Origin of the sequence: Neisseria sp. RH3002v2f (assembly GCF_014596375.1) — a bacterium.
Lineage (GTDB): Bacteria > Pseudomonadota > Gammaproteobacteria > Burkholderiales > Neisseriaceae > Neisseria > Neisseria cinerea.
On sequence record NZ_MAYZ01000001.1, the window covers coordinates 17,925 to 43,005 of the forward strand.

At 50.7% G+C, this 25,081-nt stretch carries 27 protein-coding genes and 2 pseudogenes; 14 read left to right on the plus strand and 15 right to left on the minus strand.

Annotated elements, in window-relative coordinates; translation table 11 throughout:
- The first annotated feature begins 6 nt into the window (after positions 1–6).
- From BBW69_RS00105 to BBW69_RS00135, 7 genes are all read left to right on the plus strand, one after another.
- Complete coding sequence (locus tag BBW69_RS00105; RefSeq protein WP_188210018.1) at positions 7–429, plus strand: F0F1 ATP synthase subunit epsilon; 423 nt, start codon at positions 7–9, stop codon at positions 427–429.
- A gap of 172 nt (positions 430–601) precedes the next feature.
- Positions 602–1,507, plus strand: coding sequence for a glycine--tRNA ligase subunit alpha (gene glyQ, locus BBW69_RS00110; protein ID WP_002224116.1), 906 nt, complete (start codon positions 602–604; stop codon positions 1,505–1,507).
- A gap of 76 nt (positions 1,508–1,583) precedes the next feature.
- Positions 1,584–1,994 carry a YggL family protein gene (locus BBW69_RS00115; RefSeq protein ID WP_188210019.1) on the plus strand — a complete coding sequence of 137 codons (411 nt, stop codon included), beginning with the start codon at positions 1,584–1,586 and terminating at the stop codon, positions 1,992–1,994.
- Positions 1,995–2,014: 20 nt separating this feature from the next.
- Positions 2,015–4,078, plus strand: coding sequence for a glycine--tRNA ligase subunit beta (gene glyS, locus BBW69_RS00120; RefSeq protein WP_188210020.1), 2,064 nt, complete (start codon positions 2,015–2,017; stop codon positions 4,076–4,078).
- A gap of 63 nt (positions 4,079–4,141) precedes the next feature.
- Entirely contained in the window at positions 4,142–5,140 is a 999-nt protein-coding gene (locus tag BBW69_RS00125) for a glycosyltransferase family 2 protein (RefSeq protein ID WP_188210021.1), read from the plus strand.
- Positions 5,141–5,186: 46 nt separating this feature from the next.
- Entirely contained in the window at positions 5,187–6,026 is an 840-nt protein-coding gene (locus BBW69_RS00130; RefSeq protein WP_188210022.1) for a glycosyltransferase family 25 protein, read from the plus strand.
- A 101-nt stretch (positions 6,027–6,127) separates the two neighbouring features.
- Positions 6,128–6,970, plus strand: a complete 843-nt coding sequence (locus BBW69_RS00135) for a glycosyltransferase family 25 protein (protein WP_188210023.1) — start codon at positions 6,128–6,130, stop codon at positions 6,968–6,970.
- 230 nt (positions 6,971–7,200) lie between these two features.
- Here BBW69_RS00135 and BBW69_RS00140 read toward each other — a convergent pair whose 3' ends face one another.
- The gene (locus BBW69_RS00140) at positions 7,201–7,926 is read right to left on the minus strand and encodes a 16S rRNA (uracil(1498)-N(3))-methyltransferase (RefSeq protein WP_003676133.1); all 726 of its coding nucleotides are present in this window, start codon (positions 7,924–7,926) and stop codon (positions 7,201–7,203) included.
- A 112-nt stretch (positions 7,927–8,038) separates the two neighbouring features.
- Here BBW69_RS00140 and BBW69_RS00145 point away from each other — a divergent pair, with 112 nt between their 5' ends.
- Complete coding sequence (locus tag BBW69_RS00145) at positions 8,039–8,833, plus strand: inositol monophosphatase family protein (protein WP_188210024.1); 795 nt, start codon at positions 8,039–8,041, stop codon at positions 8,831–8,833.
- 215 nt (positions 8,834–9,048) lie between these two features.
- Here the strand turns inward: BBW69_RS00145 and BBW69_RS00150 are convergent, their stop codons facing one another.
- The 10 genes and pseudogenes from BBW69_RS00150 to BBW69_RS00195 form a co-directional block, all read right to left on the minus strand.
- Positions 9,049–9,534, minus strand: coding sequence for a YchJ family protein (locus BBW69_RS00150; protein ID WP_188210025.1), 486 nt, complete (start codon positions 9,532–9,534; stop codon positions 9,049–9,051).
- 64 nt (positions 9,535–9,598) lie between these two features.
- Entirely contained in the window at positions 9,599–10,345 is a 747-nt protein-coding gene (fabG, locus tag BBW69_RS00155) for a 3-oxoacyl-ACP reductase FabG (protein ID WP_188210026.1), read from the minus strand.
- Between the two features lie 61 nt (positions 10,346–10,406).
- Positions 10,407–11,972 (minus strand): glutamine-hydrolyzing GMP synthase, encoded by a 1,566-nt coding sequence (guaA, locus tag BBW69_RS00160; protein ID WP_188210041.1) that lies wholly within the window; start codon positions 11,970–11,972, stop codon positions 10,407–10,409.
- Positions 11,973–12,020: 48 nt separating this feature from the next.
- Entirely contained in the window at positions 12,021–12,437 is a 417-nt protein-coding gene (locus tag BBW69_RS00165; RefSeq protein ID WP_107859526.1) for a hypothetical protein, read from the minus strand.
- 56 nt (positions 12,438–12,493) lie between these two features.
- On the minus strand, positions 12,494–14,362 hold the full coding sequence (gene msbA / locus BBW69_RS00170; protein WP_188210027.1) for a lipid A export permease/ATP-binding protein MsbA: 1,869 nt from the start codon (positions 14,360–14,362) through the stop codon (positions 12,494–12,496).
- Positions 14,363–14,500: 138 nt separating this feature from the next.
- Entirely contained in the window at positions 14,501–15,427 is a 927-nt protein-coding gene (gene fabD, locus BBW69_RS00175; RefSeq protein ID WP_188210028.1) for an ACP S-malonyltransferase, read from the minus strand.
- A 25-nt stretch (positions 15,428–15,452) separates the two neighbouring features.
- Positions 15,453–15,824, minus strand: coding sequence for a DUF1294 domain-containing protein (locus BBW69_RS00180; RefSeq protein WP_188210029.1), 372 nt, complete (start codon positions 15,822–15,824; stop codon positions 15,453–15,455).
- A gap of 45 nt (positions 15,825–15,869) precedes the next feature.
- Entirely contained in the window at positions 15,870–16,832 is a 963-nt protein-coding gene (locus BBW69_RS00185) for a beta-ketoacyl-ACP synthase III (protein ID WP_188210030.1), read from the minus strand.
- A 26-nt stretch (positions 16,833–16,858) separates the two neighbouring features.
- Positions 16,859–17,062, minus strand: coding sequence for a hypothetical protein (locus tag BBW69_RS00190; RefSeq protein ID WP_107996321.1), 204 nt, complete (start codon positions 17,060–17,062; stop codon positions 16,859–16,861).
- 16 nt (positions 17,063–17,078) lie between these two features.
- Positions 17,079–17,578, minus strand: a pseudogene (locus tag BBW69_RS00195) (hypothetical protein).
- Positions 17,579–17,616: 38 nt separating this feature from the next.
- Between BBW69_RS00195 and BBW69_RS00205 the strand changes: the two are divergent.
- From BBW69_RS00205 to BBW69_RS00220, 4 genes and pseudogenes are all read left to right on the plus strand, one after another.
- Positions 17,617–18,480 (plus strand): annotated as a pseudogene (locus BBW69_RS00205) (hypothetical protein).
- A gap of 18 nt (positions 18,481–18,498) precedes the next feature.
- Positions 18,499–19,191, plus strand: coding sequence for a hypothetical protein (locus BBW69_RS00210; protein WP_188210032.1), 693 nt, complete (start codon positions 18,499–18,501; stop codon positions 19,189–19,191).
- Positions 19,192–19,229: 38 nt separating this feature from the next.
- Positions 19,230–19,967, plus strand: a complete 738-nt coding sequence (locus BBW69_RS00215) for a PP2C family serine/threonine-protein phosphatase (protein WP_188210033.1) — start codon at positions 19,230–19,232, stop codon at positions 19,965–19,967.
- A gap of 138 nt (positions 19,968–20,105) precedes the next feature.
- Complete coding sequence (locus tag BBW69_RS00220) at positions 20,106–20,423, plus strand: hypothetical protein (protein ID WP_188210034.1); 318 nt, start codon at positions 20,106–20,108, stop codon at positions 20,421–20,423.
- Between the two features lie 547 nt (positions 20,424–20,970).
- On the opposite strand, the gene plsX is transcribed toward BBW69_RS00220, so the two are convergent.
- The 4 genes from plsX to BBW69_RS00240 all read right to left on the minus strand — a co-directional run bounded on the left by plsX (position 20,971) and on the right by BBW69_RS00240 (position 23,543).
- Complete coding sequence (gene plsX / locus BBW69_RS00225) at positions 20,971–22,026, minus strand: phosphate acyltransferase PlsX (RefSeq protein WP_108043509.1); 1,056 nt, start codon at positions 22,024–22,026, stop codon at positions 20,971–20,973.
- A gap of 100 nt (positions 22,027–22,126) precedes the next feature.
- Complete coding sequence (locus BBW69_RS00230; RefSeq protein WP_003676168.1) at positions 22,127–22,654, minus strand: phosphoribosyltransferase; 528 nt, start codon at positions 22,652–22,654, stop codon at positions 22,127–22,129.
- Positions 22,655–22,826: 172 nt separating this feature from the next.
- Entirely contained in the window at positions 22,827–23,006 is a 180-nt protein-coding gene (gene rpmF, locus BBW69_RS00235) for a 50S ribosomal protein L32 (RefSeq protein WP_002240035.1), read from the minus strand.
- 33 nt (positions 23,007–23,039) lie between these two features.
- Positions 23,040–23,543: a DUF177 domain-containing protein gene (locus BBW69_RS00240; RefSeq protein ID WP_188210035.1), complete on the minus strand. Its 504-nt coding sequence runs from the start codon at positions 23,541–23,543 to the stop codon at positions 23,040–23,042.
- Positions 23,544–23,690: 147 nt separating this feature from the next.
- Here BBW69_RS00240 and BBW69_RS00245 point away from each other — a divergent pair, with 147 nt between their 5' ends.
- Together BBW69_RS00245 and BBW69_RS00250 are read left to right on the plus strand one after the other, a co-directional pair.
- The gene (locus BBW69_RS00245; protein WP_188210036.1) at positions 23,691–24,281 is read left to right on the plus strand and encodes a nucleoside triphosphate pyrophosphatase; all 591 of its coding nucleotides are present in this window, start codon (positions 23,691–23,693) and stop codon (positions 24,279–24,281) included.
- A gap of 61 nt (positions 24,282–24,342) precedes the next feature.
- A complete protein-coding gene (locus BBW69_RS00250; protein ID WP_188210042.1) occupies positions 24,343–25,053 on the plus strand; it encodes an SAM-dependent methyltransferase in 711 nt (236 codons plus the stop codon).
- Positions 25,054–25,081 lie beyond the last annotated feature (28 nt).

Genomic DNA, 25,081 nt, shown 5'->3' on the forward strand with positions numbered 1-25,081 from the left:
GTCGGCATGAGCGTCATGCAAGTTGAAGTGGTCAGTAGCGAGCAAAACATCTATTCGGGCGAAGCCAGCTTTGTAGTGGTTCCGACCGTTCAAGGTGAGCTTGGTATTTACCCGCGACACGAGCCGATTATGAGTTTGGTGCGGCCGGGAGCTTTGCGTTTGACTGTTCCCGGCGAGGATAAGGAGGTCCTGGTTGCTGTTTCCGGTGGCGTCTTGGAAGTTCAACCTGATAAAGTTACCGTTTTGGCGGACGTTGCCGTCCGTAGTGCGGAGATGGATCAGGCACGTGCGGAAGAGGCGAAAAAAGCTGCCGAAGCCGGTATCTCTCAAGCCAAAGACGATAAGGATTTGGTAGAGGCATACAAGGCATTGGCTGCCGCAATTGCACAGCTCAAGACTTTGGACTATATCCGTTCGCACAAAAAATAAAACTTGTGTGGTTTGGGAAAGCACGGTCGTTTGGCCGTGCTTTTTATTTTCCGGATTTAAATTAAAAAATTATCCATCCCCTGGTTTCAAATCAGGCTGTCTTCGAGATAAATCTATTCAAGCGGCTATGGAAACAGTAAAATAAAACCTTTATTTTATCGAACAATAAGTCATGCTCACCTTTCAACAAATCATCTTTAAACTGCAAACATTTTGGGCAGACAAAGGCTGCACCGTCATCCAACCTTTCGACATGGAAGTCGGCGCAGGTACTTCCCACCCCGCCACCTGCCTGCGCGCACTCGGCCCCGAGCCTTGGTTTGCCGCCTACGTCCAACCCAGCCGCCGACCCAAAGACGGCCGCTACGGCGACAACCCCAACCGCTTGCAACACTATTATCAATTCCAAGTCGCGCTCAAACCCGCCCCCGCCAATATTCAAGACCTCTATCTTGATTCCCTGCGCGAATTGGGCATAGACCCTAAAGTCCACGACATCCGCTTCGTCGAAGACGACTGGGAAAATCCCACCCTCGGCGCATGGGGCTTGGGCTGGGAAGTTTGGCTCAACGGCATGGAAGTAACCCAGTTCACCTATTTCCAACAAGTCGGCGGCATCGACTGCACGCCCGTACTCGGCGAAATCACCTACGGCATTGAGCGCTTGGCGATGTACCTGCAAGGCGTAGAAAACGTCTATGACCTCGTTTGGGCAAAAACGCTGGACGGGAATACAGTAACTTACGGCGACGTGTACCACCAAAACGAAGTCGAACAATCCACCTACAACTTCGAATACAGCGATGCTGATTGGCTGCTGCGCCAGTTCAACGACTACGAAGCACAAGCCAAACGCCTGCTCGCCGAAGAAAACGCCAGCCTTGCCTTGCCTGCCTACGAGCTCGTCCTCAAAGCGGGGCATACGTTCAACCTATTAGACGCACGCGGTGCCATTTCCGTTACCGAGCGCGCCACCTACATCGGCCGCATCCGCGCGTTGAGCCGCGCTGTGGCGCAAAAATATGTCGAAAGCCGCGAAAAACTGGGCTTTCCCTTAATGAAGGCAAATGCCGCCTAAGGGGGCGACGATTTTTTACGTTCGGGCGGCCCGATATGGCAGCCGTCCGTAAACCATTATATATTTTAGGAAAATCATGCCTGTCTATTTCCGCACCCCAAGCAGGAAACGCCTGCACAAAATGAACCGCCGCCAGCATAAAAAGCTGCATTTGGGCGAGTTTCAAACATTGATTTTCAGCGTTCAAGGCAGTTTGCATCAATCTGCGGATGATGCCGAAGCGTTTGGCCGTTTTATGGACGAGCTTATCGCGTATCTTGTGGTAAACGGCTTGGAAATGGCGGGTGGGGGCGATTGCGGCGATTTTTCGTGCCTGTTTCAAAAATCCGGCGCCCGAGGCTTGGGCGAAACCGAGAAAAAGGCCATTATCTCTTGGCTGGCAGGCCGTGAAGATGTCGCCACTTTGTACGCCACCCCGCTGGTTGATGGTTTTTATGGGGATGACGGCTGGGAAAATTACAGCGAAACCTATAAACAGGCAGATTAACCAAATTCAAAGAAAGCCGAATGATGACCCAAACCCTTTTAATCGAACTTCTCACTGAAGAACTCCCGCCAAAAGCCCTCAATAATCTGGGCAACCATTTTGCCGCTTCCGTTGCCGAAGGCTTGGAAAAAGCGCAACTGATTGACGGCGCAGCCGAATACACTGCCTATGCTTCTCCGCGCCGTTTGGCCGTTCAAGTCAAAAACGTGAAGGCCGTTCAAGCCGACCAAAAAATCGTGAAAAAAGGCCCGGCTGTGGCGAATGCCATGAAAGACGGCGCGCCGACCAAGGCTTTGGAAGGTTTTGCGCGCGGTGCGGGGGCGAAAATCGAAGACTTGACCATCGTCCACGACGGCAAGCAGGATGTGTACGCCTACGAATATGTCCAAACTGGCAAACCGTTGGGCGAACTCTTGGAAGACATTATCAATCAAGCTGTTAAGAAGCTGCCGATTCCGAAAGTAATGCGTTGGGGCAGCAGCACGTTTACTTTCGTGCGCCCCGTTCACGGGCTGATTGTGCTGCACGGCGGCGACATCGTAAACGTCAGCGTTTTAGGCCTGCAAAGCGGCAATCAAACCTTGGGACACCGCTTCCTCTCCAGCGGCGAAATCACCATTGAAAACGCCGACAACTACGCTGCACAGATGCGCGAGCAAGGCAAAGTGGAAGCCTCGTTTGCCGAACGCAAAGCCGCTATTCAGACGGCCTTGAACGAGCAGGCAGGCCGTCTGAACGCGACGGTTGCCGCTGATGAAGCATTGTTGGACGAAGTGACTGCATTGGTCGAATGGCCTGTGGTATTGGAAGCCGGTTTTGAAGAACACTTCCTCGCCGTGCCTCAAGAATGCTTGATTCTGACCATGCAGCAAAACCAAAAATACTTCCCGCTGCTCGATCAAAACAGCAAACTGATGAACCGCTTCCTGCTGGTCTCCAACCTGCAAACCGAAGATCCGTCACACATCATCCAAGGCAACGAACGCGTATTGCGCGCGCGCCTGTCTGATGCCGAGTTCTTCTACAAACAAGACCAAAAAGCGACTTTGGAAAGCCGCCTGCCGAAATTGTCCAGCGTGGTTTACCACAACAAAATCGGTTCGCAAGCCGAGCGCATCGAGCGTCTGCAAAGCATTGCCGCCCATATCGCCAAAGCATTGGGCGCGGATGCCGCCGCAGCCGAGCGCGCCGCACGTTTGGCCAAAGCCGACTTGGTAACCGAAATGGTCGGCGAGTTCCCCGAACTGCAAGGCACCATGGGCAAATACTATGCTCGCTTGGACGGCGAAACCGAAGAAATCGCCGAAGCCATCGAGCAACACTACCAACCACGTTTTGCCGGCGACAACCTGCCGAACGGCAAAGTGGCAACCGCCGTTGCTTTGGCCGACAAACTGGAAATCTTGGTCGGCATTTGGGGCATCGGTCTGATTCCGACCGGCGACAAAGACCCCTACGCCCTGCGTCGCGCCGCCTTGGGTATTCTGCGGATGCTGATGCAGTATGGCTTGGACGTAAACGAGCTGATTCAGACGACCTTCGACAGCTTCCCCAAAGGTTTGCTCAACGAAAAAACGCCGTCTGAAACCGCCGACTTCATGCAGGCGCGTTTGGCCGTGTTGTTGCAAAACGATTATCCGCAAGACATCGTTGCCGCAGTATTGGCGAAACAGCCGCGCCGTTTGGATGACGTAGTGGCCAAACTGCAGGCCGTTGCCGCGTTCAAACAGCTGCCCGAAGCCGCCGCATTGGCCGCAGTCAACAAACGCGTGCAAAACCTGCTGAAAAAAGCCGATGCCGAGTTGGGCGCGGTTAATGAAAGCCTGTTGCAACAGGACGAAGAAAAAGCCCTGTATGCCGCCGCGCAAGGCTTGCAGCCGAAAATTGCCGCCGCCGTTGCTGAAGGCAATTTTCAGACGGCCTTATCAGAACTGGCTTCCGTCAAGCCGCAAGTCGATGCCTTCTTCGACGGCGTGATGGTGATGGCGGAAGACCCCGTCGTAAAACAAAACCGCCTGAACCTACTGAACCGTTTGGCAGAGCAGATGAACGCAGTAGCGGATATCGCGCTCTTGAGCGAGTAACCGTTGTATAGTCCAAATGCCGTCTGAAGCTTTCAGACGGCATCAAATTATCGGGAGGATAAATTGCAGCCCCTAGTCAGCGTTTTAATCTGTGCCTATAACGTAGAAAAATACTTTGCACAAGCACTGGATGCCGTAGTTCGGCAGACTTGGCGGAATTTGGAAATTTTTATTGTTGATGACGGTTCGACGGACGGTACGCTTGCGATTGCCAAAGATTTTCAAAAACGGGACAGCCGTATCAGAATTCTTGCACAAGCTCAAAATTCAGGTTTGATTCCCTCTTTAAATACCGGGCTGGAAGAAATTATCAAGTCGGGGAAAGGGGAATACATTGCACGCACAGACGCCGACGATATTGCCTCTCCCGATTGGATTGAAAAGATTGTAAGTGCCATGGAGAAAGACCGGGACATCATTGCCATGGGTGCGTGGTTGGAAGTTTTGTCGGAAGAAGGCGACGGTAACCGGCTGGCACGGTATCACAGGCACGGTGCAATTTGGGATAAACCGACCCGGCATGAAGACATCGCTGCCGTTTTTCCTTTCGGAAACCCTATACACAACAACACCATGATTATGAGGCGCAGTGTCATTGAGGGAGGCTTGCGTTACGATACCGAATGCGATTGGGCGGAAGATTACAAATTTTGGTACGAAGTCAGCAAACTGGGCAGGCTTGCTTATTATCCCGAAGCTTTGGTCAAATATCGCTTCCATGCCAATCAGGTTTCATCCAAATACAGCACGCGTCAGCACGAAACCGCTCAAGGCATTCAAAAAACCATCAGAAACGATTTCTTGCAGTCTATAGGTTTTAAAACCAGGTTTGACAGTCTTGAATACCGCCAAACAAAAGCAGTAGCGTACGAATTGCTGGAGAAGGATTTGCCGGAAGATGATTTTGAGCGGGTACGCCATTTCTTGTATCAATGTTTCAAATGGACAGATACGCCACCTTCAAATGCATGGCTGGATTTTGCGGCAGACGGCAAGATGAGGCGGCTGTTTACCATGAGGCAATACTTCAGCATTTTACGCCGGTTGTTGAAAAACCGTTGAGAACCGCAGGTTCGGTAGTCCGATAGATAAGGAACAGGAAGATTTAATGGAAAACCGTATTATCAGCCTTGCTTCCGCCAAAGAGCGCAGGGCGCATATTGCCGATACTTTCGGTAGGCACGACATTCCGTTTCAGTTTTTCGACGCACTGATGCCGTCTGAAGCACTGGAACAGGCGATGGGCGAGTTGGTTCCCGGTTTGGTTCGGCACAACCTGTTGAGCAGTGTGGAAAAAGCCTGTTTCATGAGCCACGTTGTATTGTGGAAGCAGGCGCTGGACGAAGGCGTACCGTATATTGCCGTATTTGAGGATGATGTCTTACTCGGCGAAGGGGCGGAGAAATTCCTTGCCGAAGACGGCTGGCTAAAAGAGCGGTTTGACCCGGATTCCGCCTTTATCGTCCGTTTGGAAACGATGTTTATAAAAGTCATCGCCAGGCCGTGTGGGGTTCCTGATTATGAAGGCAGACATTTCCCATTATTGGAAAGTGAGCATTGGGGGACGGCAGGTTATATTATTTCCCGTGAGGCGATGCGGTTTTTCTTGCAACATTTCGCAATGTTGCAGCCGGAACAGATAAAACCTATCGACCTAATGATGTTCAGTGATTTTTTCGATAAGGAGGGGATGCCTGTTTATCAGGTCAGTCCGGCCTTATGCGCCCAAGAATTGCATTACACTAAGTTTCATAATAAAAGCAGCGTGTTGGGTAGTTTATTGGAAGATGAGCGAAGTAAAATCCAAAAACAAAATATTTCTCAAACACATAAAGACAGGACACTGAAAGAGCGATTGATTCATGCATTGACAAAAATCAGCAGGGAAAAGAAAAAACGGGAGGAAAGAAAGAAAATGAGTGAGGCGGTTATCATACCGTTCCGATAAATATCCCGGTGTAAAACCAAAGCTATATGTGTTTCTGATTCAAAAATTTTTTTGATGTGTTTATTGTGAACGGGACGGTTCCGGTTTTAAGGGAGGTTCTGATGAGAAATTATGTTATCAGCCTAGCTTCTGCCAAAGAGCGCAGGACGCACATTGCCGATACCTTCGGCAGGCACGACATTCCGTTTCAGTTTTTCGATGCACTGATGCCGTCTGAAGCACTAGAACAGGCGATGGGCGAGTTGGTTCCCGGTTTGGTTCGGCACAACCTGTTGAGCGGTGTGGAAAAAGCCTGTTTCATGAGCCACGTCGTATTGTGGAAGCAGGCGCTGGACGAAGGCGTACCGTATATTGCCGTATTTGAGGATGATGTCTTACTCGGCGAAGGGGCGGAGAAATTCCTTGCCGAAGACGGCTGGCTAAAAGAGCGGTTTGACCCGGATTCCGCCTTTATCGTCCGTTTGGAAACGATGTTTATAAAAGTCATCGCCAGGCCGTGTGGGGTTCCTGATTATGAAGGCAGACATTTCCCATTATTGGAAAGTGAGCATTGGGGGACGGCAGGTTATATTATTTCCCGTGAGGCGATGCGGTTTTTCTTGGAAAGGTTTGCCGTTTTGCCGGCAGAGCGGATTAAAGCGGTAGATTGGATGATGTTTACTTATTTTTTTGATAAGGAGGGGATGCCTGTTTATCAGGTCAGTCCGGCCTTATGCGCCCAAGAGCTGCATTTTTCGATGTATAACCGTCAGATCAGCCGTCTGGGCAGTGATTTGGAAGAAAGCAGGGAAAAGGGAAGGAAACATTGCCGTTTGTTGAAGCTGTTTTTTAATGTTAGGCGTGCCTGGGGTAAATTTGACAGGGAAAAGAAAAAGAAAGCAGAGCGCCAAAGACAGGCGGAGCTTGAGAGAGATTACGGCAGGTCGGTTATACCGTTCGAATAGGCTGCGGCGGTGCGGTAAATGCCAACAAGAATTTTTTATATCGTCATGCCTTACGGTGTGTCATATGGTGTGTGGGCATAGGGATTTGGTGCTCGGGAATGATGGAGGGGCAATCTGTATTTCCGTTACGGAGAGGCGGTAATTGGTTTTTTCTCATTTTGATTCGCTATATAATGAAGTGCCGTCCGAACAGGTTTCAGACGGCATTTTCTGTAAGGGAATATGCAGCCTTATGAAAAGTCGCCCCACAGTGTCTGCATGGCGGCAAGGGCGGCAAGGGCGGCGGTTTCTGTGCGTAAAATCCGTTTGCCGAGTGTGACTGCCTGAAAGCCGGCATCAAATGCATATTGCTCTTCTTGTTCCGTCCAGCCGCCTTCGGGGCCGACCATAAAGACGATGGAACCGGATTGTGGGCGGATGTCGGCAAGTTTGCAGGCGCGGTTGATGCTCATAATCAGCCTGGTGCTTTCGGAAGGTATTTGCCTGAGGGATTCACGATAAGTGGTGATGGGCAGTACGGGCGGTACAGTGTTCCTGCCGCTTTGCTCGCAGGCGGAAATGACGATTTCCTGCCACCGTGCGAGGCGTTTGTCGGCACGCTCCCCGTTGAGGCGGACGATGCAACGTTCGCTGATGACGGGTTGTATGGCGGTTATGCCGAGTTCGACGCTTTTTTGCAGGGTAAAGTCCATGCGTTCGCCGGAAGATATGGATTGGATAAGTGTGATGTGCAGCGGGGATTCTGTATCGGCCGTTTCTTCGCGTAGAATCTCGGCCTCGGCGCGGCGTTTTTCCAAGACGGTCAGCCGTGCGGCGTGTGCCTTGCCTTTGCCGTCAAACAGGATGATTTCCGTACCGGTGCGGATGCGCAGGACGTTGAGGTGGCGGATGATGTTGTCGGGTAGGTTGACGGTTTGTCTGACGGAGAGGTTTTCAGGCAGGTAGAATCGGGACATGGTTTTCAGGGGTGGAGATAATGTTGTGCCGTACGGCTGTTTCCGGGTACGGCGGATTTTAAACGGCAATTATACGTTTGTGCGCCGTAACCTCAAAATATAAGGATAGGAAGTGTTACACCGTTTGCAGAAAGTTGTGCGCCATATTGCCCAAACCGAGGTAATGCCGCGTTTTTTGAATACGCCCTCCCACCGTAAGGAGGACGGTTCCGTGCTCAGTGAGGCCGATCTTGCCGCACAGACGGCTTTTGCTGCCGCGTTGCCGCTTTTAATCGACAGTCCGATGTTGGGCGAAGAAATGACGGTGCAGGAACAGTTTGCTTTGTGGGCGGAATATTCCAGAGAAAAGGGGCTTTGGGTTGTCGATCCGATAGACGGGACGAACAATTTTGTCAACGGGCTGCCGCATTTTGCCGTATCGGTGGCGTTTATCCGCAACGGGCATGCGGAGTTGGGTGTGATTTACAATCCGGTCAGCGGGGAATGTTTTTATGCCGAACGGGGGCAGGGTGCGTTTCTTAATGGGACACGCCTGCCTTTGCGTCTCGTGGATAAGAAGTTGAATGAGGCAATCGCGGGTGTGGAAATCAAATATCTCCGTTCCGGAAAGCTTTCCAGCCGTATGAGTACGCTTGCGCCTTTTGGAACGATACGAAGTATGGGCAGCAGTACGCTGGACTGGTGTTATCTGGCTTGCGGACGTTACGATGTTTATGTTCATGGCGGGCAGAAGCTGTGGGACTATGTTGCGGGTGCGTTGATTTTCGAGGAGGCGGGCGGCAGGCTGACGACTTTGGAAGGCGATGAATTCTGGAGCGGACAGCATGTGTTCAAACGTTCGGTTATTGCGGCGCTCGAACCTAATTTATTTGAACGCTGGGTCAGGTGGATAAGGGAAAATCAGTAGGTTCCAGACATATTTGTTAATATATTTTCAAAATTAATGTTTCTTAACATTAATAAAGGTACAATGCTTTTGCTGGTTAACACTGTCGTTTCTCCCTTTTCGGCAGTGCAGCAAGTAAGACGTTTTCCCGCAATGTATTGACCATTCATACTTACCCTTGGTATGAATGGTTTTTTTTATATTGAAAATGCCGTCTGAACATTTAGACGGCATTTTTATACGTTCGGTCTCAGATATTTCCCACAGCAGGCTTTGAATTTCTTTTCGGAACCGCAAATGCAGGGCTGTTTCATGGTAGGCAGCGGAACGGTCGGATCGATGAAATACCATTGCTCCGCTATTTTCACGAATGCCGACAGCTCGTGATGCACTGCTCGGTTTTCCCCGTCTTGGAAGTAGGCTTTAAATTCAACTTGGGCGTGGTCTTTGCCGAGTCTCTTGTGCGAGATGACGTTCAAGCCCAGCCATTCGGTTTCTATACTCCATTGCATCAGTTCGGCGGCATTGAGGAATGCTTGTTGTGCCGGAACGGTGGTGGCAACGATGTAGTCGATGATGTGCAGGACGTAAGCGCTGTATCGGGAGCGCATGAGCGTTTCGGCTGTCGCCGGCAGGATATGGCGCAGATGAAGCGGTTGGCAGCAGCCGGTATAGTCCGTGTCTGAACCGCATGGGCAGGGCAGGGAGTGGTGAGTGTTCATTTTGCCTGAGAATGCAAATGCCGTCTGAAAAGGTTTCAGACGGCATGGTTAAAAAGCCTGTCCGTCAGGGCATCAACATGCCGCCGTTGACGTGCAGCGTTTGACCGGTAATGTATTTTGCCTGATTGGAAGCCAAGAACAGGACTGCATCGGCAATATCTTGCGCTTCACCGAATTTGCCCAACGAAGTTTGCGCTTCAAAGGTTTTGCGGGTTTCTTCCGGCAGGGCGCGGGTCATGTCGGTATCGATAAAGCCGGGGGCGACGCAGTTGACGGTAATGCCGCGGCTGCCGACTTCGCGCGCCATGGATTTGGAGAAACCGATTAAGCCTGCTTTTGCCGCGGCATAGTTGGTTTGACCGGCATTGCCCATCACGCCGACGACGGATGTGATGTTGATGATACGGCCGGCGCGCTGCTTCATCATGCCGCGTAAGACGGCTTTAGAAGCGCGGAACACGGATTTGAGGTTGACCTGCATGATGTCGTCCCACTCTTCTTCTTTCATGCGCATCAGGAGATTGTCGCGGGTGATGCCGGCGTTGTTGACCAGAATATCCAGCTTGCCGAACGCTTTTTCGATGTCGGCAATCAGGCTTTCGATGGTTTCGGGTTCGGCGGAATCCAATGCACGGCCTTCACCGCCCCATTGCGCCAACCGCTCTCTAATCGCCGCCGCACCGCTCTCGCTGGTCGCCGTACCGATGACTTTGGCACCGGCTGCCGCCAGCGTATCGGCAATCGCTGCACCGATACCGCGCGATGCGCCTGTTACCAATGCGACTTTGCCGCTTAAATCTTGTGTACTCATGTCTTTTCCTTTTTTCCGATAACCAAAGGACTGTGCCGTATTGAACAGCACAGTCGGTCGTTTATTCCCATTCAATCGTGGCAGGCGGTTTGCCGCTCACATCGTAAACCACGCGGTTGATGCTTTTGACTTCGTTGATGATGCGGTTGGACACGCGTCCGAGCAGTGAGTATGGCAGTTCTGCCCAGTGTGCGGTCATGAAGTCGCTGGTGATGACTGCGCGCAGCGCGACGACGTAGTCGTAAGTGCGCCCGTCGCCCATTACGCCGACGGATTTTACGGGCAGGAATACGGCAAAGGCTTGGCTGGTCAGGTCGTACCAAGATGTGCCGTTTTCATCGGTAGTATTGCGCAATTCTTGAATGAAAATATCGTCTGCTTGACGGAGCAAGTCGGCGTATTCTTTTTTTACTTCGCCCAAGATGCGCACGCCAAGACCCGGGCCCGGGAACGGATGACGGTATACCATTTCGCGAGGTAGACCCAAAGCGACGCCCAATTCGCGTACTTCGTCTTTGAACAAATCACGCAACGGCTCAAGCAGCTTGAGCTTCATGTTTTCAGGCAGGCCGCCGACGTTGTGGTGCGATTTGATGGCGTGGGCTTTTTTGGTTTTTGCACCTGCGGATTCGATTACGTCAGGGTAAATCGTGCCTTGCGCCAGCCATTTGGCGTTGGTGAGTTTTTTCTCTTCGGCATCAAATACTTCGATAAATTCTGCGCCGATGATTTTGCGTTTTTTCTCGGGATCGGTAACGCCGGCGAGTTTCGCCATGAATTGCTCTTCGGCATCGACGTGAATCACTTTCACACCCAAGTTGCGGGCGAACATATCCATCACCATTTTGCCTTCGTTCAAGCGCAACAGACCATGGTCAACAAACACGCAGGTCAGTTGGTCGCCGATGGCGCGGTGAATCAGCGCGGCCGCTACAGAAGAGTCCACGCCGCCGGACAGACCTAAAATCACTTCGTCGCTGCCGGCCTGTTCGCGGATTTTGGCAACGGCTTCTTCGATGTAGTTCGGCATCGTCCAGCTCGGTTGTGCGCCGCAAATATCCAAGACAAAGCGGTTTAACAACGCACGGCCTTGTTTGGTGTGGGTCACTTCGGGGTGGAATTGGATGCCGTAGAATTGTTTCTCAGCGTTTTCCATCATGGCAATCGGGCAAGACGGGGTATCGCCGATGATGGAGAAACCGGTAGGCAGTTTGGACACTTTATCGCCGTGGCTCATCCATACGTCGAGTGTGTTTGGTGCATCGTCTTGAATGCCGCGTGTCAGCTCGCTGTCGATGGTTTTAACTTGCGCGTAGCCGAATTCGCGTTGGTTGCCGGGCTGCACTTCGCCGCCCAAGTGGTGCGCCATAAATTGCATGCCGTAGCAAATGCCCAAAACCGGAATGCACAAATCAAAAATACCGGTATCGGCTTGATAGTCGGATTCGTAAACGGAATTAGGGCCGCCGGAGAGGATGATGCCTTTCGGATTGAAGGCTTTGATTTCGTCCAAAGGCATGTCGAAGGAATGCAGCTCGCAGTAAACATGAGCTTCGCGCACGCGTCGGGCGATAAGCTGAGTAACTTGCGAACCGAAGTCGAGGATGAGGATTTTGTCTTGGGTCATCATTGTGTTTTCAATGGGTGGTGTTTGAAAAATGCCGTCTGAACAAAATCAGTGGGCTAAGAGGAGGTTGACGACGGCATCGGTCTGTTGGTCGATGGTGTCGTTGGAATTTTTGATGGTGTATTTGACACGTCTGACTTCGTATTGTGGCGTGCGTATCAGTACGGCGATTTTCTTTATTTGTTTGGTGTTGCCGGTTGAGTGGTAGCGTAGATTGTATTTGCATTCGGGTGTATATAGGCGGCTATCGCCCAAGGTAACGGTTTCGCTGCTGATACCTTTTGCACTAAGGGACGCTGCCAAATTTTGATGATAGGTGGCAGGGGTGCTTTTGCTGTTTGGAATGATGCAAATATGTTTGATTTGGGCAATGTCTTCAGGCTTGCCGGTTTTGATGTAGGTGCTGCTGGAGCAGGCACTAAGCAGGAAAAATGCACCTGTAATAGTCAATAGGGTATATTTCATTATTGTTCCTTTTTCGGTGGTTTCAATTTTAGCCAACCTCGCGGAGATTGGAGTGTTTATGCCGTCTGAAAGGCGGCGGTATCTTTTCCGGAGATGTTCCTCAGCATGGTGTAGTAGCCGTTTTGGGACATGAGTTGATCGTGTGTGCCTTGTTCGATGATTTTGCCGCCGTCCATGACGATGATGCGGTCGGCGGATTCGATGGTGGTCAGGCGGTGGGCGACGATGATGCTGGTACGGTTTTCCATCAGGCGTTCGAGTGCCTGTTGGACGAGGCGTTCGGATTCGTTGTCCAGTGCGCTGGTGGCTTCGTCAAGAAGCAGTATCGGTGCGTCTTTCAAAACGGCGCGGGCGATGGCGACGCGTTGCCGTTGGCCGCCGGAAAGTTTGCTGCCGTTCGCCCCGATGTGCTGGTGCAGTCCGAGCGGGGAACTGTCAATCAGGCTTTGCAGGTTGGCGGCTTGGAGGGCGGACAGGACTTCGGATTCGCTTGCATCGGGACGGCTGTAGCGGACGTTTTCAAACAGGGTGTCGTCAAACAGGAATACGTCTTGGGAGACAAGGGCAAATTGGGCGCGCAGGTAATCGAGTTTGATGTCGGCGATGTCGGTGCCGTCTATGCATATATTGCCGGCAGACGGTTCGACAAAGCGGGGCAACAGGTTGACGACGGTGGATTTGCCGCTGCCGGAACGTCCGACAAGGGCGATACGCTCTCCTTGCCTGATGTCCAAATTGAAGTTGTCGAGGGCTTTGATGCCGTCTGAACGGTATTCGACGTCGATATTGCGGAAGCTGAGGCTACCTTTGATGTGTTGCGGCGTCAGTGTACCTTTGTCCTGTTCCGGTGGGGTATCGAGAAACCCGCATACGCCGTCGGCGGCAAGGAACATAGTCTGCATGGGGATGCTGACGTTGGCAAGGCTTTTGATAGGGGAGAGCATTTGCAGCATGGCGACGATGAATGCCATAAATTCGCCGATGGTGGTGTAGCCTTTTTGGCTTTGCCACAGGGCGGTGAAGATGACGACGGCGAGCGCGGAGGAGGCGATGAATTCGCTGAACGGTGAGCGTGCCGCCGTTGCCTGCGTGATTTTTTTGCTGAGCCGGACAATGGTGCTGTTGATGGCGTCAAAGCGGTTTGCGGCCTGTTTTTGTCCGCCGAAGAGCTTGACGACGCGGTGTCCCTGATGAACCTCGGCAATAACGTTGTTCATCGTGCCTATGCTTTTTTGCGAGTCGGCAATGACATGTTTCAGGCGGTTGCGGTAGTAACGCGACAGCATGGACAGCAGGGGGAACATGAGGACGACGATGAGGCTGAGCTGCCAGTTGAGGTAAAGTAGGACGATGGTCAGTCCGATGACGATCATGGTGTCGCGGGTCAGGACGATGAAGACGCTGCTGGCGTTGCTGATTGCCTGTTCGGTCAGGTTGAGCATATTCATCAGTACCGTGCCTGACGGGGTTTCCTGATGGTAGCGTGAGGAGAGGGTCAGCATTTTGGCGAACATGTCTTTACGGATGCAGCTGATCGCCATGACGGAAACCCAGGTCATGAAATAGGTGCTGACGAAGCGGCAGATTCCTCTGATGATGACGAGGGTGATGAGAAAGAGGGGGACGGTCCAGATTTTGTTTTCCGTTCCCCAAATCATGTAGGTAAACTGTTCGCGCCAGTTTTGCAGGGTGGAGAGGATACCGGAGGCGGCAGACAGTTCGGGCGGCGCGGCGGGTGCGGCAAAACCTTGGTTGACCAGGGGGGCGATGAAGGCGGCAAGATAGCTTTCGGTGGCGGCAACGCCGAAGATGGCAATCAGCGCGGCAACAATGCGGATTTTGTAGGGGCGGATATATGCCGTCAGGCGCATGAAGTTACGGGCGTCTTCTTGTTTGAACAGTCCGAAAGTCAGTTTTTCTATCATGTCGGTGGGGCGGAAACTGTAATGGTATCCGCTGTCGGTGGTTTGGTCGTCATCGATTATAGCGCAAATATGCGGCTGTTTGCCGTTCGGATGTGAAAAGCAGCCTGAGGCGTGCAGGCTGCTTTTTGCGGAACGAAGTCAGTGTGCTTCTATAAAGGCGGCAATCTGTCCGGCATCGGTCAGTGCGCTGCACGCGGCGGCCTTGTTGATGCGTTTTGCCAGACCTGCCAAAACTTTGCCCGGACCGCATTCGGCGGATTCGGTGATGCCGTCTGAAACAAGGGCGTTAACGGTTTCCGTCCAGCGTACGGGGCTGTAAAGCTGGCGGACGAGCGCGTCTTTGATTTTGTCGGCATCATCGTAGGCGGCAACGTCGGCATTGTGGATAACGCGGATTTGCGGCTGTTTGATTACAACCGATTTCAGGGCCTCGGCAAGTTTTTCGGCGGCAGGCTTCATGAGGCTGCAATGGGAAGGTACGGACACGGGCAGCGGCAGGGCGCGTTTGGCACCGGCTTCTTTGGCGGCGGTCATGGCGCGCTCGACGGCGGCGGCATTGCCTGCAATCACGACTTGTCCGGGCGAGTTGAAGTTGACAGCTTCAACCACTTCATCCTGTGCGGATTCGGTGCAAATCTGCCTTACCTGTTCATCTTCCAAACCCAAAATTGCCGCCATTGCGCCCACGCCTTGCGGTACGGCAGACTGCATCAGTTCGGCGCGTAGGCGCACGAGTTTGACGGCGTCTGCAAAATCCAATGCGCCGGCGGCGACAAGCGCGGTATATTCGCCGAGACTGTGTCCGGCAACGGCGGCAGGCGTTTTGCCTCCCGCTTCCAAATAGGCGCGGTAAACGGCAACGCCGGCGGCGAGCATGATGGGTTGGGTATTGACGGTTTGTCCGATGATTTCGGAATCGCTACCGTTAATCATCGCCCACAAGTCTTGACCCAATATGGCGGATGCTTCGTCAAATGTGTTTTTGACGACGGTCTGCCCTGTAAAGCCGTTCATCATGCCGAGGCTTTGAGAACCTTGTCCGGGAAAGAAGAATGCAAAAGACATGGTATTCCTTTATTTGGTTGGATAATCAGGTATTCTGCCCGAGTTTTACGAAAAATTCAGGCGGGACAAAATAATAAATCAGGATGAAGGTTGCCAGGACATTGCCTGTAACAGTCAGGAGAAGCATGAATGCAAAACGCTTTTTCGCTGTCTTATGTCTGAAGGTCATGCTGCCGAAATACGCGCCCGCCCAGCCGCCGAGCAATGCGGGCAGGAGCAGGCGGTATTCGGGAATGCGGTACTTTCCCTGTACGGCACGCCTTTTGTCTATGCCGTAAAGTGCAAACGTGTAGAGGGATAATATTGAGTAACACACACCCAATATGGGGAAAAACATCAAGACGACAGGTAAGAATGCCGCACACGCAATCGGTTTGAGGAGGGTTGGCCGCTTCATGGTAAGGGAAATGCCGTCTGAAAACCTGTTTCAGACGGCATCAGGTTAATATTCCATCAATACCGCACCCCACGCGAAACCGCCACCGATGCCTTCGAGCAGCAGATTTTGACCGCGTTTGATTTGTCCGCTGCGGATGCCCGTATCCAAAGCCAGCGGAATCGAGGCGGCGGACGTGTTGCCGTGGTCTTGGACGGTCAGGATGACTTTGTCCATACTCAGCCCCAAATGTTTCGCGGTAGATTCGATAATGCGGCGGTTTGCCTGATGGGGAACAATCCAGTCGATTTGTTCGGCGGTATAACCGGCTTCGCCGATAACTTCATCGGCGATTTTTGCCAGCATTTTGACGGCGAATTTGAATACGCCCGGTCCGTCCATAGTGATATAAGGCGATCCGCAGATTTTTCCGTCGGCGATTTGTCCGGGCGCATTGAGCAGGTTCAGGTAGTTGCCGTCTGCCTTCAGCTTGCCGTGGATGATGCCCGGTTTGTCCGACGCGCTTAAAACCACCGCGCCCGCACCGTCGCCGAACAATACGCAGGTTGTACGGTCGTTCCAATCGACGATGCGGCTGAAGGTTTCCGCACCGATGACCAGTGCGTTTTTCGCCATGCCGCTTTGAATGTAGGCGTTTGCCGTAGTCAGCGCGTACATAAATCCCGCACACACTGCCTGTACGTCGAAGGCGGGGCAGCCGTTGTCTATCCCCAGTTTTTGCTGCACGATGGTTGCAGTAGACGGAAACTGCATATCCGGCGTTGCCGTTGCCACAATAATCAAATCGATTTCGCCGCTGTCCAACCCGGCAGCATCCAGGGTGCGACGGGCCGCTTCGGCTGCAAGGTCGCTGGTTTTCTCGTTTTCGGCTGCAATATGGCGGAACTTAATGCCCGTACGCGCGGTAATCCACTCGTCAGAGGTATCTACCTTTTGGGCAAGGTCGTCATTGCTGACGCGGTTGGCAGGAAGATAGCTGCCCGTGCCGGAAATTTTGGCATACTGCATGGGAACGGCCTTTTTGGAGAGTTGGTTCAGATTCGGCTATTGTAAGCGAAAAACAGATGATTGCCCAATACGGACAGGGTGCAAATGACGGAAACAGGGATGGGGGTGTGGTTTGGGATACAGATGGTTTTCAGATGCAGATTGCCGTGGACAGGCAGGGCGGGGTTGCCGATACGCTGTTTTAAGCGAAGGAAATGCCGTCTGAAAACCAAACCTGCTTCAGACGGCATTTTGATTGTTGGGTTTTTAATCCGGTTTACGCTTGTTTTGATTCGAATTTTTAACTAATTCAAATGCTTCAGATCGATATTGCCTTTGCCATTTTTCCCAATCTAACGGCTTTCCCGAGTGTTCCCAATCTTCTAAAACCGACATTTTGAACATTTCCATTTCACACCAATATTCGGCATATAAACGTGATTGATTGGGAATGTCGGCTTCTGCCCGATCGGCAAAATGCAAAAAATGAGAAATATCGCAAACTATATTATTTTCAGGAACTTCTTCGGCAAATAGATTCTTGACTGACTGTAACGCTTCAGTCTAATATTTTTCTGTCCATTACTCCTATTTTCAGGCTTTCCTGATGTTTCCCAATCTTCCAATGCAGAGGCATTCAAGACTTCCAATTCCCACCAGCAATCGTAATAACGAGAGGATTGGTTGGGAATCTCATTTCCCGTTTCGGAAACAAATTGGGCAAAACTAAAAATATCCTTAACGATTTTTTCAAATCTATTTTCCATAGCCCCTTAATCTATCAACAAGGATAAAAGGAGAAACCATGAAACTTATTTTCTCACGAAAAGGTTTTGACAGTTCAGCAGGAGGTATACCAAGCCCCATCCTACCTGATGGAAGAATGATTTCCCTGCCTATACCAGCTAACCCGTATGATAAGAAAACCTTACATGATGTTTATTTGGACGGCATCGATCTTCATCAAATGGTTGATGACTTATCTGGAGGAAAGGCCCCGAAACACATCCATTTAGATCCGGAGCTTAGCCGACATCCTCGACAGACTCCTTCTAATTGGTGACCTGCATTTGGGCAGGTAAATGCTGCACAAACTCATTTAAGTAACCATCAGGTGGGTATAGGTGATGTGTTCCTATTTTTTGGCTGGTTTAAAGAGGTAGAACAATCTGCAACCGGACGGTGGCAATATAAAAAAGCTGCTCCTGATATCCAAGTTATGTTTGGTTGGCTTGAAATAGGGGAAATTTTCAACACTATTAAAGATAGAGAACAGGCATTATCAACATACCCATGGCTAATCGATCACCCTCATTTTAATCAGGCAGACTACACACATCCTAGCAATACAGTTTATCTTGCTAAGAACAAATCGGTATATTCTGATACGACTCCATTTGGTGGCGGAGTATTCCCGTCTTTTTCTCCTGCTTTACAATTAACAAAAAATGGAATGGGGCGTAGCGTTTGGCAATTGCCGAAATGGTTTTATCCAGTTGATGGCCATGCCCTATCGTACCATTCGAACTTGGATTGTTGGGAATATTCAGACGATTCCCAAAGTATTGTGCTTCATAGTGCCAAACGGGGGCAAGAATTTGTCATAGACAGTATATATTATCCCCAGCTGGAAAACTGGCTTACCAACATTATTAAAAACCACGTCTAACAGTGCAAGGAGTTAATCATGAAATTAAAACTGAGCAGTAGCAATCGTTTCTACACCTACAAAGTCGCCTACGATTTCGGCACTGCACCAAACCCTGATTTTGATACATGCACCTTAGCCATTTGTAAACCGGTGATCCGGCGGACAGCCAAAGTAGGAGATATCATTGTTGGTTTGGATTGCCTTAAAGATCAGGATCGTATCATCTACTGTATGCAGGTTGATGAGGTTTTAACATGGCCAGAATATGTTGCACGCTGCGAGACCGATAAATCCTTAAACGGGAAAATTCCAAAAAATAAAAACGAAGCAGGAGATTGCATATGGGTAGAAGAAAGATTTGAGAGTTATGAACCACTGCCGTCATGGTCTGGGCATGGTCAAAGCGAATTTAATTCAGATGTTTTGACAGGGAAAAATGTACTATTGGGTAAAAAATTTTGGTATTTCGGCAGAGGAGATAAATATGAAATCCGACTGCCCAAAGAATTGCTCAATATCATTCCTAACCGAGGGCACCGCTCGAATTCCAATAGCGAATATAAAGATGCATTCATTGCTTTCTTCAATATGATATTGGATAAAGAAAAAATTCCGCTCGGGAAAAATGGGACTCCTAAGAACCCGCCACAAACCCAACAAAAACAGAAAACATGCTCCCACAAGGATGTACCACTAGAGTCACCCAAACCTAAGAAATGCTCTTATTAGTTCAATAGAAAGGAAAGGGCTAGACTGCAAGGATCCACATGTTTCAGATCGCCTATTTTCAAATGGCCGGAGCCGGTAAAACTCGAAATCAAGATGCCTTGTTTGACGGTACGGCAGTTCGACAGGTAAAACTGCACAAAACCAGTTTATCTGAAGTAGCCGGCACCGTACGGCTGGCCGTAGCTGATGGTGTATTCAGCAGCCCAGCCCCGCATTTGGCCAGTCGGTTTTGGATGGAAGCCTTTGCTCGCGAAGGCGATGCCGAAGGCCGTTTCCTACGGAACTTGCATGACAGCTTCTGCGACACGTTAGCCGACAGATATTTCGGTTCGGCCTCTACCTTTGCTTCGGCAATAGTCGAAGCAAACGGTTTATGCCGTATCTGTAATGTCGGCGATAGCCGTATTTACCATATATCCTCTCATGGCCGCTGGCGGCAACTGAGTCATGATCACACAGTGTTAGCCGATTTAATTGAACAGGGAGAAGCGCAGCCAGACACGGAATATGCTGGTATTTACTATGCCCTAGCACATTGCCTGGTAGCAGATTATGAAGAAAAGCATTTTAAAATATTTACCAACTCTCTTACCTTGCAAAAAGGTGAGGCAGTTCTCGTCTGTTCCGATGGTCTACATGATGCACTAGCCCATAACCGCTTAGAAGAATTATGGAATGCTTACCATTCATTGTCTGATAAGCTGGAAGCTTTACGCCGAGCAGTAAAACGGTTTCCATTCCATGATGATTGTTCGGTAGCAATATGCCTGATATAAGCCCTGTTTTTGCTAGTATAGTCTCGCAGAACCGTTCTATCAAAAGCCTGAAATGATTGTTGCCTTCTGTTTTAACTGACCATATAATTTACTGAATTTTCTCTGCTTTTTCCATTTCTCAACACATAGGAGCAAATCATGCCTGATATTACTTTACCCCGTGATTGGGTATGCAATGGTAGGGAGTTGAAACCGAAAAGTGGCGCAACATCCAGGGAAACCTGGGTTTTCGACGGTAGGGAAATAAAACCTAAAATTGGTGGCACATCAAAGGATACTTGGCTTTTCGATGGTCGGGAATTAAAACCAAAATTTGGTGGGACCTCTCGCGATATATGGGTCATTGATCGGGATAAATTAAAACCAAAAAACGGGGCTAGTAGCAAAGATAACTACAACCTGAATGGTGAACCCATTTTAGTGGCATTCGCCCAGTTGGTATTAAAACTTTGGTAATAAAATAGTCGGCTGAAGCCATCAACATAATTTGAAACTTTTGGCACAATTGAAAGCTATCCGACAAATTTCTTATGATCTTCAGAGAAAAAAGTTAGTCAGATCTATCTAAATACTGGCAGCAGTAATAGAAAAGGCTACCTGAATTTTAGCTTGGCGGAGCTCCGCTGTGCTAGCTTTCAGGTAGCCTTTTAAATGCTTGGTGTGGAAATCAACAGCGTTGTTTATACTTTTAACTTTTGCTTGAAGACCCGTTTGGGCAGCTATTCGGCATTGTCAAGAATGTCGATAGACACGGGGAACCCGCTCTGTTCTTGATAATGATGGTGGAAAACGGTCGATATGTTTGGCGATCATGGCTTGTGCGGTTTGCCGGAAGAAGGTACTTATGGAAAATCCCCTAAATGTCTTGGTGGTAATTTAGGGGATTTTGGGGGAATTTTGCAAAGGTCTAGGTTTGTTTTTTCTTGCCATGATTGGGTTGGGACGAAGATAAGCAGATGCCGTCTGAAACGGTTGGTTTTCAGACGGCATAGGGTATGTTTCTTTACAAGTCGGCGGCGATTTCGTTTTGGACGGCTTTGGCAGCTTCGAGTGCGGCGAGCTGTTCGGCTACGCCTTGTTCGATTTTGGAAAGGCTGGCAGACTTGGCTTCATGGTAGGCTTCTTCGAGGGCATAGCGGAAACCGGTTTCGTCTGTGCCGCCGTGGCTTTTAATCACGATGCCGCGCAGCCCGAGCAGGATGGCTCCGTTGAATTTGCGCGGGTCGAGTTTGTTTTTCAACCCTTTGAGGGCGGGTAGGGCGGCAACGGCGGCAAGTTTGTTGAACAGGTTGCTTTGGAATTCGCGGCGGATGGCCCCGCTCATGAATTTGACTGCGCCTTCGATGGTTTTGAGCATGACGTTGCCGACAAAGCCGTCGGCGACGACGACATCTGCTTCGCCGTAGAGGATGCTGTTGCTTTCGATGTTGCCGATAAAGTTGAGTTTGCTGTTTTGCAGCAGTTTGTAGGTTTGTTTGACGGTATCCGTACCTTTAATGTCTTCTGTGCCGACGTTGACCAGCCCGATGCGCGGCTGTCCTTTTTGAGGATGGAGTGCATGTACGAGTTCGCTGCCGATAACGGCAAATTGGGCGAGCTGTTCGGGGGTGCAGTCGACGTTCGCGCCAAGGTCGAGTGCAAGGGTAACATGGTCGGTGTCGGACGGGAGGAATTTGGCGATGGCGGGGCGTTCGATGCCGGGTATGGTCTTGAGGACGAAACGTGCGGTTGCCATGAGCGCGCCCGTGTTGCCTGCGGATACGGCGGCTTGGGCTTTGCCTTCTTTAACTTGGTTGATGGCAACGCGCATAGAGGAGTCTTTTTTGTTCTTTAGGGCGGACTGGGGTGATTCATCCATGCCGACAACTTGGGTGGTATGGCAGATGTCAATAAGTTCCATCGGCGCGCCTGCTGCGTTCAGGGCTTGGCGGAGCTGTGCTTCGTCGCCGGTCATAATCAGGCGGACATCGGGGTGTGCTTGGAGGAATGCGGTTGCGCCGGGTACGGTAACGGCAAGTCCTTGATCGCCGCCCATGGCATCTACGGCCAATGTAATCATAGGGGTTTCTCCGGTGGGTGTTTCCGGCAGGTCTTCGGTCTGCGGCGGTAGCGGGGTGGATTGCAGACGGCATATGCTTGCATATGCCGTCTGAAGGCGGTCAGTTTTGGTTGTTTTCGGCAAGGCGGTTGTGTTCGTCTATATCGTGTGCATCCCATGGATAGTTAATCCACCAGTCGTCTACGGTGATGCCGCTGAAATAGGGAATGCCTTCGGGGATTTTACCTGCTTTGGCTTTAATTTTTTCGTGCAGTACGGCGACGCCGATGGTGCCGAAGTCTTCTTTGAGCAGCTCTGTCAGGCAAAATTCCATGGTAACGCGGCTGTCGTCCACTTCGTCGACAACAAGGACGTTTTTACCCCGTAAGGCTTCGGGGACGGGGTCTAGCCATTGGACTTTTTTGACTTCTTCTGTAACCTGTCCTTCGTTGTCGCTGTCGTAATAAGCGGTGGTTACGGCGTAGATAGGAATTTCCAGAAAACAGCGCAGCATACGTGCAGGAATAAAGCCGCCGCCGCCGATAGCGATCATGGCGTCGTATTTGACGCCGGAGTTCCGGATTTTTTCTGCCAATGCTTTGATGACGCGGTGGATATCATCGTAGGTGTACCAGATTTTTTGTTTCATCGGAATTTCCTTGGTGCTTTCGGGTATGTTTTCAAAATACGGGATATTATACGGAACGGTTTGTCTCTGTATATTGACCTATGGCGAAAGTTTGTACGGATGTTGCATCCAATACAAAAAAAGCCAGTAATTGCATGGCAATGTTCTGGCTTTTTCAGTCAGTCGAACGGGATTATTCGCCCTTGGCTTTTACCACTTTGCGGCCACGGTACATGCCGTTTGGAGAAATGTGGTGTGGGCGGTGTACTTCGCCGGTTGCGCTGTCAACGGACAGTGAAGGCGCAGTCAGCGCGTCGTGTGAACGGTGCATACCGCGTTTGGAAGGGGATTTTTTGTTTTGTTGAACGGCCATTTCAAGCTCCTAGATAAATAAACTGTGTCCTAATTAACTGCTTTTCAAACCTGCTAAAACAGCAAAGGGGTTTGGTTTGTCCCGATTGACTTCTTCCAGTGTCCCATTATCGCCGCAGTCTTCGTGTCGAGGGGAGAAGGGGAGCGACATCAGGATTTGGTCTTCGACCAGGGTTTGTACGTCAAGCTCTTTTTCGAGCAGCATGCCTTCCAATTCTTCATCGGCAAGCATGGCTTCGTCCAAATCCCCTTCATCGGCAAACAGGACGATACGGCTGGTTTCGTCGAGCAGAAACGGTACGGGCGTAATGCAACGCTGGCAAACCAGGGGCATATCGGCTTTGACGTTCAAGTCGAGAAACAGGCGTTGCAACCGGTCGCGGCCGCCTTGCAGCGTAAACGACACGCGTGTCTGTTTGTCGGCCGGATAATCGTGCGAACTGACGCGTTCATCCAATTCTTCGAGCAGGAAGCTGCTTTGCAGGTTCTGCCCTTCGGCGGCGAAAACTTCTGGGTCAATCAAATTAGGGTCTGACATAAACGGGGTATGATATAATTTAGACGTTCTAACGTCAATATTTTTAAGAAAAATGTTATGACGCACCGGAGGCGGGTATCCGAGTTTCGGCTTATGTTCGGATTTTAACGCCCGTTTGGGTGTATTTTCAACTACAAGGAGGATGGGATGGGTTTGGCATTGCCTTTAATTTTGGGTACGAGTTCGGTTTTCCGGCGCGAACAGATGGAGCGGCTCGGTATTGATTTTCAGGCGGTATCGCCTGATTTCGACGAAACGCCGATGCTGGGGGAGTCTGCCCCTCAAACGGCATTGCGCCTTGCTGAGGGTAAGGCGAGGTCGTTGGCCGGACGTTTCCCCCAGGCGTTGATTGTCGGTGCGGACCAGGTGGCGTGGTGCGACGGCAGGCAGTGGGGCAAGCCGATGAACCTTGCTAATGCGCAAAAGACGTTGATGCATTTGAGCGGCAGGGAGATTGAGTTTTACAGTGCGGTCGTTCTGCTAAATACGGTTACGGGTAGGATGCGGCAGCATATCGATAAGACTGTGGTCGTGATGAGGAAGTTGGACGAGCTGCATATACTCCGCTATTTGGAGCGCGAGCCTGATGCGGTTTATTGCTCGTGTGCGTTGAAGAGTGAGGATTTGGGTGCATTGTTGATCGAACGGATTGAAAGCAGCGATCCGAATGCTTTAATCGGTTTGCCGGTTTTCCGTCTGGTCGATTTTTTGAAAAATGAGGGAGTGGATGTTTTGTAACTGCCTGTTTATGCCGTCTGAAAGGCTCAGACGGCATTTTTAACTGACGAGTGAGGGAATGATGTCTCCTGTTTTGTATTTGATTCCTACGCCTTTGGGTACGCCTGACACGCCGTGCCTGTTGCCGCATGAACAACAGGCGGTTGTCGGGCTGACGGATTTTGTTGTGGAAGCGGAAAAAACGGCGCGTGCGCATTTGAAACATTTGGGCGTGACTACGCCTATCCGCGAGCTGAATCTGCAAACGTTGAATGAACACACGGATTTGAAGACTTTGCCGGAATTGCTGAAACCTTTGCAAGAAGGGCGCAGTATGGGCATTGTCAGTGAGGCGGGTTGCCCGGCTGTGGCTGATCCGGGTGCGAATTTGGTGGCATTGGCGCATAAACACGGTTTTGAAGTACGGCCTTTGGTCGGGCCGTCCAGCCTGCTGCTGGCGCTGATGGCTTCGGGTGCGAATGGGCAAAACTTTGCATTTAAGGGTTATTTGCCGTCTGAAAAAAACGAGCGGATTCAGAGTTTGAAGGCTTTGGAGCAACGTTCGCGCCAGCAGAATGAAACGCAGCTGTTTATCGAAACGCCGTATCGCAATGATGCTTTGTTGTCTGATGCGGTGGAAAACCTGCATCCTGAAACGCGCTTATGTGTGGCTACGGACTTGACTTTGCCGACACAGGAAATCATCAGCCAGACGATTGCGCAGTGGCGAAAAAGAAAAGAAATGCCGAATTTGAAAAAACGCCCGACGATTTTTGTGTTGCATGCTGCTTAAAACTGGATTGGATTCAATCTCAAACTGT

Excerpts from the sequence above, each read along its gene's own strand:
- BBW69_RS00105 (WP_188210018.1), top strand. The coding sequence starts at position 7 with ATGAGCGTCATGCAAGTTGAAGTGGTCAGTAGCGAGCAAAACATCTAT.
- glyQ (WP_002224116.1), top strand. The coding sequence starts at position 602 with ATGCTCACCTTTCAACAAATCATCTTTAAACTGCAAACATTTTGGGCA.
- BBW69_RS00115 (WP_188210019.1), top strand. The coding sequence starts at position 1,584 with ATGCCTGTCTATTTCCGCACCCCAAGCAGGAAACGCCTGCACAAAATG.
- glyS (WP_188210020.1), top strand. The coding sequence starts at position 2,015 with ATGATGACCCAAACCCTTTTAATCGAACTTCTCACTGAAGAACTCCCG.
- BBW69_RS00130 (WP_188210022.1), top strand. The coding sequence starts at position 5,187 with ATGGAAAACCGTATTATCAGCCTTGCTTCCGCCAAAGAGCGCAGGGCG.
- BBW69_RS00135 (WP_188210023.1), top strand. The coding sequence starts at position 6,128 with ATGAGAAATTATGTTATCAGCCTAGCTTCTGCCAAAGAGCGCAGGACG.
- BBW69_RS00140 (WP_003676133.1), bottom strand. The coding sequence starts at position 7,926 with ATGTCCCGATTCTACCTGCCTGAAAACCTCTCCGTCAGACAAACCGTC.
- BBW69_RS00150 (WP_188210025.1), bottom strand. The coding sequence starts at position 9,534 with ATGAACACTCACCACTCCCTGCCCTGCCCATGCGGTTCAGACACGGAC.
- fabG (WP_188210026.1), bottom strand. The coding sequence starts at position 10,345 with ATGAGTACACAAGATTTAAGCGGCAAAGTCGCATTGGTAACAGGCGCA.
- guaA (WP_188210041.1), bottom strand. The coding sequence starts at position 11,972 with ATGACCCAAGACAAAATCCTCATCCTCGACTTCGGTTCGCAAGTTACT.
- BBW69_RS00165 (WP_107859526.1), bottom strand. The coding sequence starts at position 12,437 with ATGAAATATACCCTATTGACTATTACAGGTGCATTTTTCCTGCTTAGT.
- msbA (WP_188210027.1), bottom strand. The coding sequence starts at position 14,362 with ATGATAGAAAAACTGACTTTCGGACTGTTCAAACAAGAAGACGCCCGT.
- fabD (WP_188210028.1), bottom strand. The coding sequence starts at position 15,427 with ATGTCTTTTGCATTCTTCTTTCCCGGACAAGGTTCTCAAAGCCTCGGC.
- BBW69_RS00180 (WP_188210029.1), bottom strand. The coding sequence starts at position 15,824 with ATGAAGCGGCCAACCCTCCTCAAACCGATTGCGTGTGCGGCATTCTTA.
- BBW69_RS00185 (WP_188210030.1), bottom strand. The coding sequence starts at position 16,832 with ATGCAGTATGCCAAAATTTCCGGCACGGGCAGCTATCTTCCTGCCAAC.
- BBW69_RS00190 (WP_107996321.1), bottom strand. The coding sequence starts at position 17,062 with ATGCCGTCTGAAGCAGGTTTGGTTTTCAGACGGCATTTCCTTCGCTTA.
- BBW69_RS00210 (WP_188210032.1), top strand. The coding sequence starts at position 18,499 with ATGAAATTAAAACTGAGCAGTAGCAATCGTTTCTACACCTACAAAGTC.
- BBW69_RS00215 (WP_188210033.1), top strand. The coding sequence starts at position 19,230 with ATGTTTCAGATCGCCTATTTTCAAATGGCCGGAGCCGGTAAAACTCGA.
- BBW69_RS00220 (WP_188210034.1), top strand. The coding sequence starts at position 20,106 with ATGCCTGATATTACTTTACCCCGTGATTGGGTATGCAATGGTAGGGAG.
- plsX (WP_108043509.1), bottom strand. The coding sequence starts at position 22,026 with ATGATTACATTGGCCGTAGATGCCATGGGCGGCGATCAAGGACTTGCC.
- BBW69_RS00230 (WP_003676168.1), bottom strand. The coding sequence starts at position 22,654 with ATGAAACAAAAAATCTGGTACACCTACGATGATATCCACCGCGTCATC.
- rpmF (WP_002240035.1), bottom strand. The coding sequence starts at position 23,006 with ATGGCCGTTCAACAAAACAAAAAATCCCCTTCCAAACGCGGTATGCAC.
- BBW69_RS00240 (WP_188210035.1), bottom strand. The coding sequence starts at position 23,543 with ATGTCAGACCCTAATTTGATTGACCCAGAAGTTTTCGCCGCCGAAGGG.
- BBW69_RS00245 (WP_188210036.1), top strand. The coding sequence starts at position 23,691 with ATGGGTTTGGCATTGCCTTTAATTTTGGGTACGAGTTCGGTTTTCCGG.
- BBW69_RS00250 (WP_188210042.1), top strand. The coding sequence starts at position 24,343 with ATGTCTCCTGTTTTGTATTTGATTCCTACGCCTTTGGGTACGCCTGAC.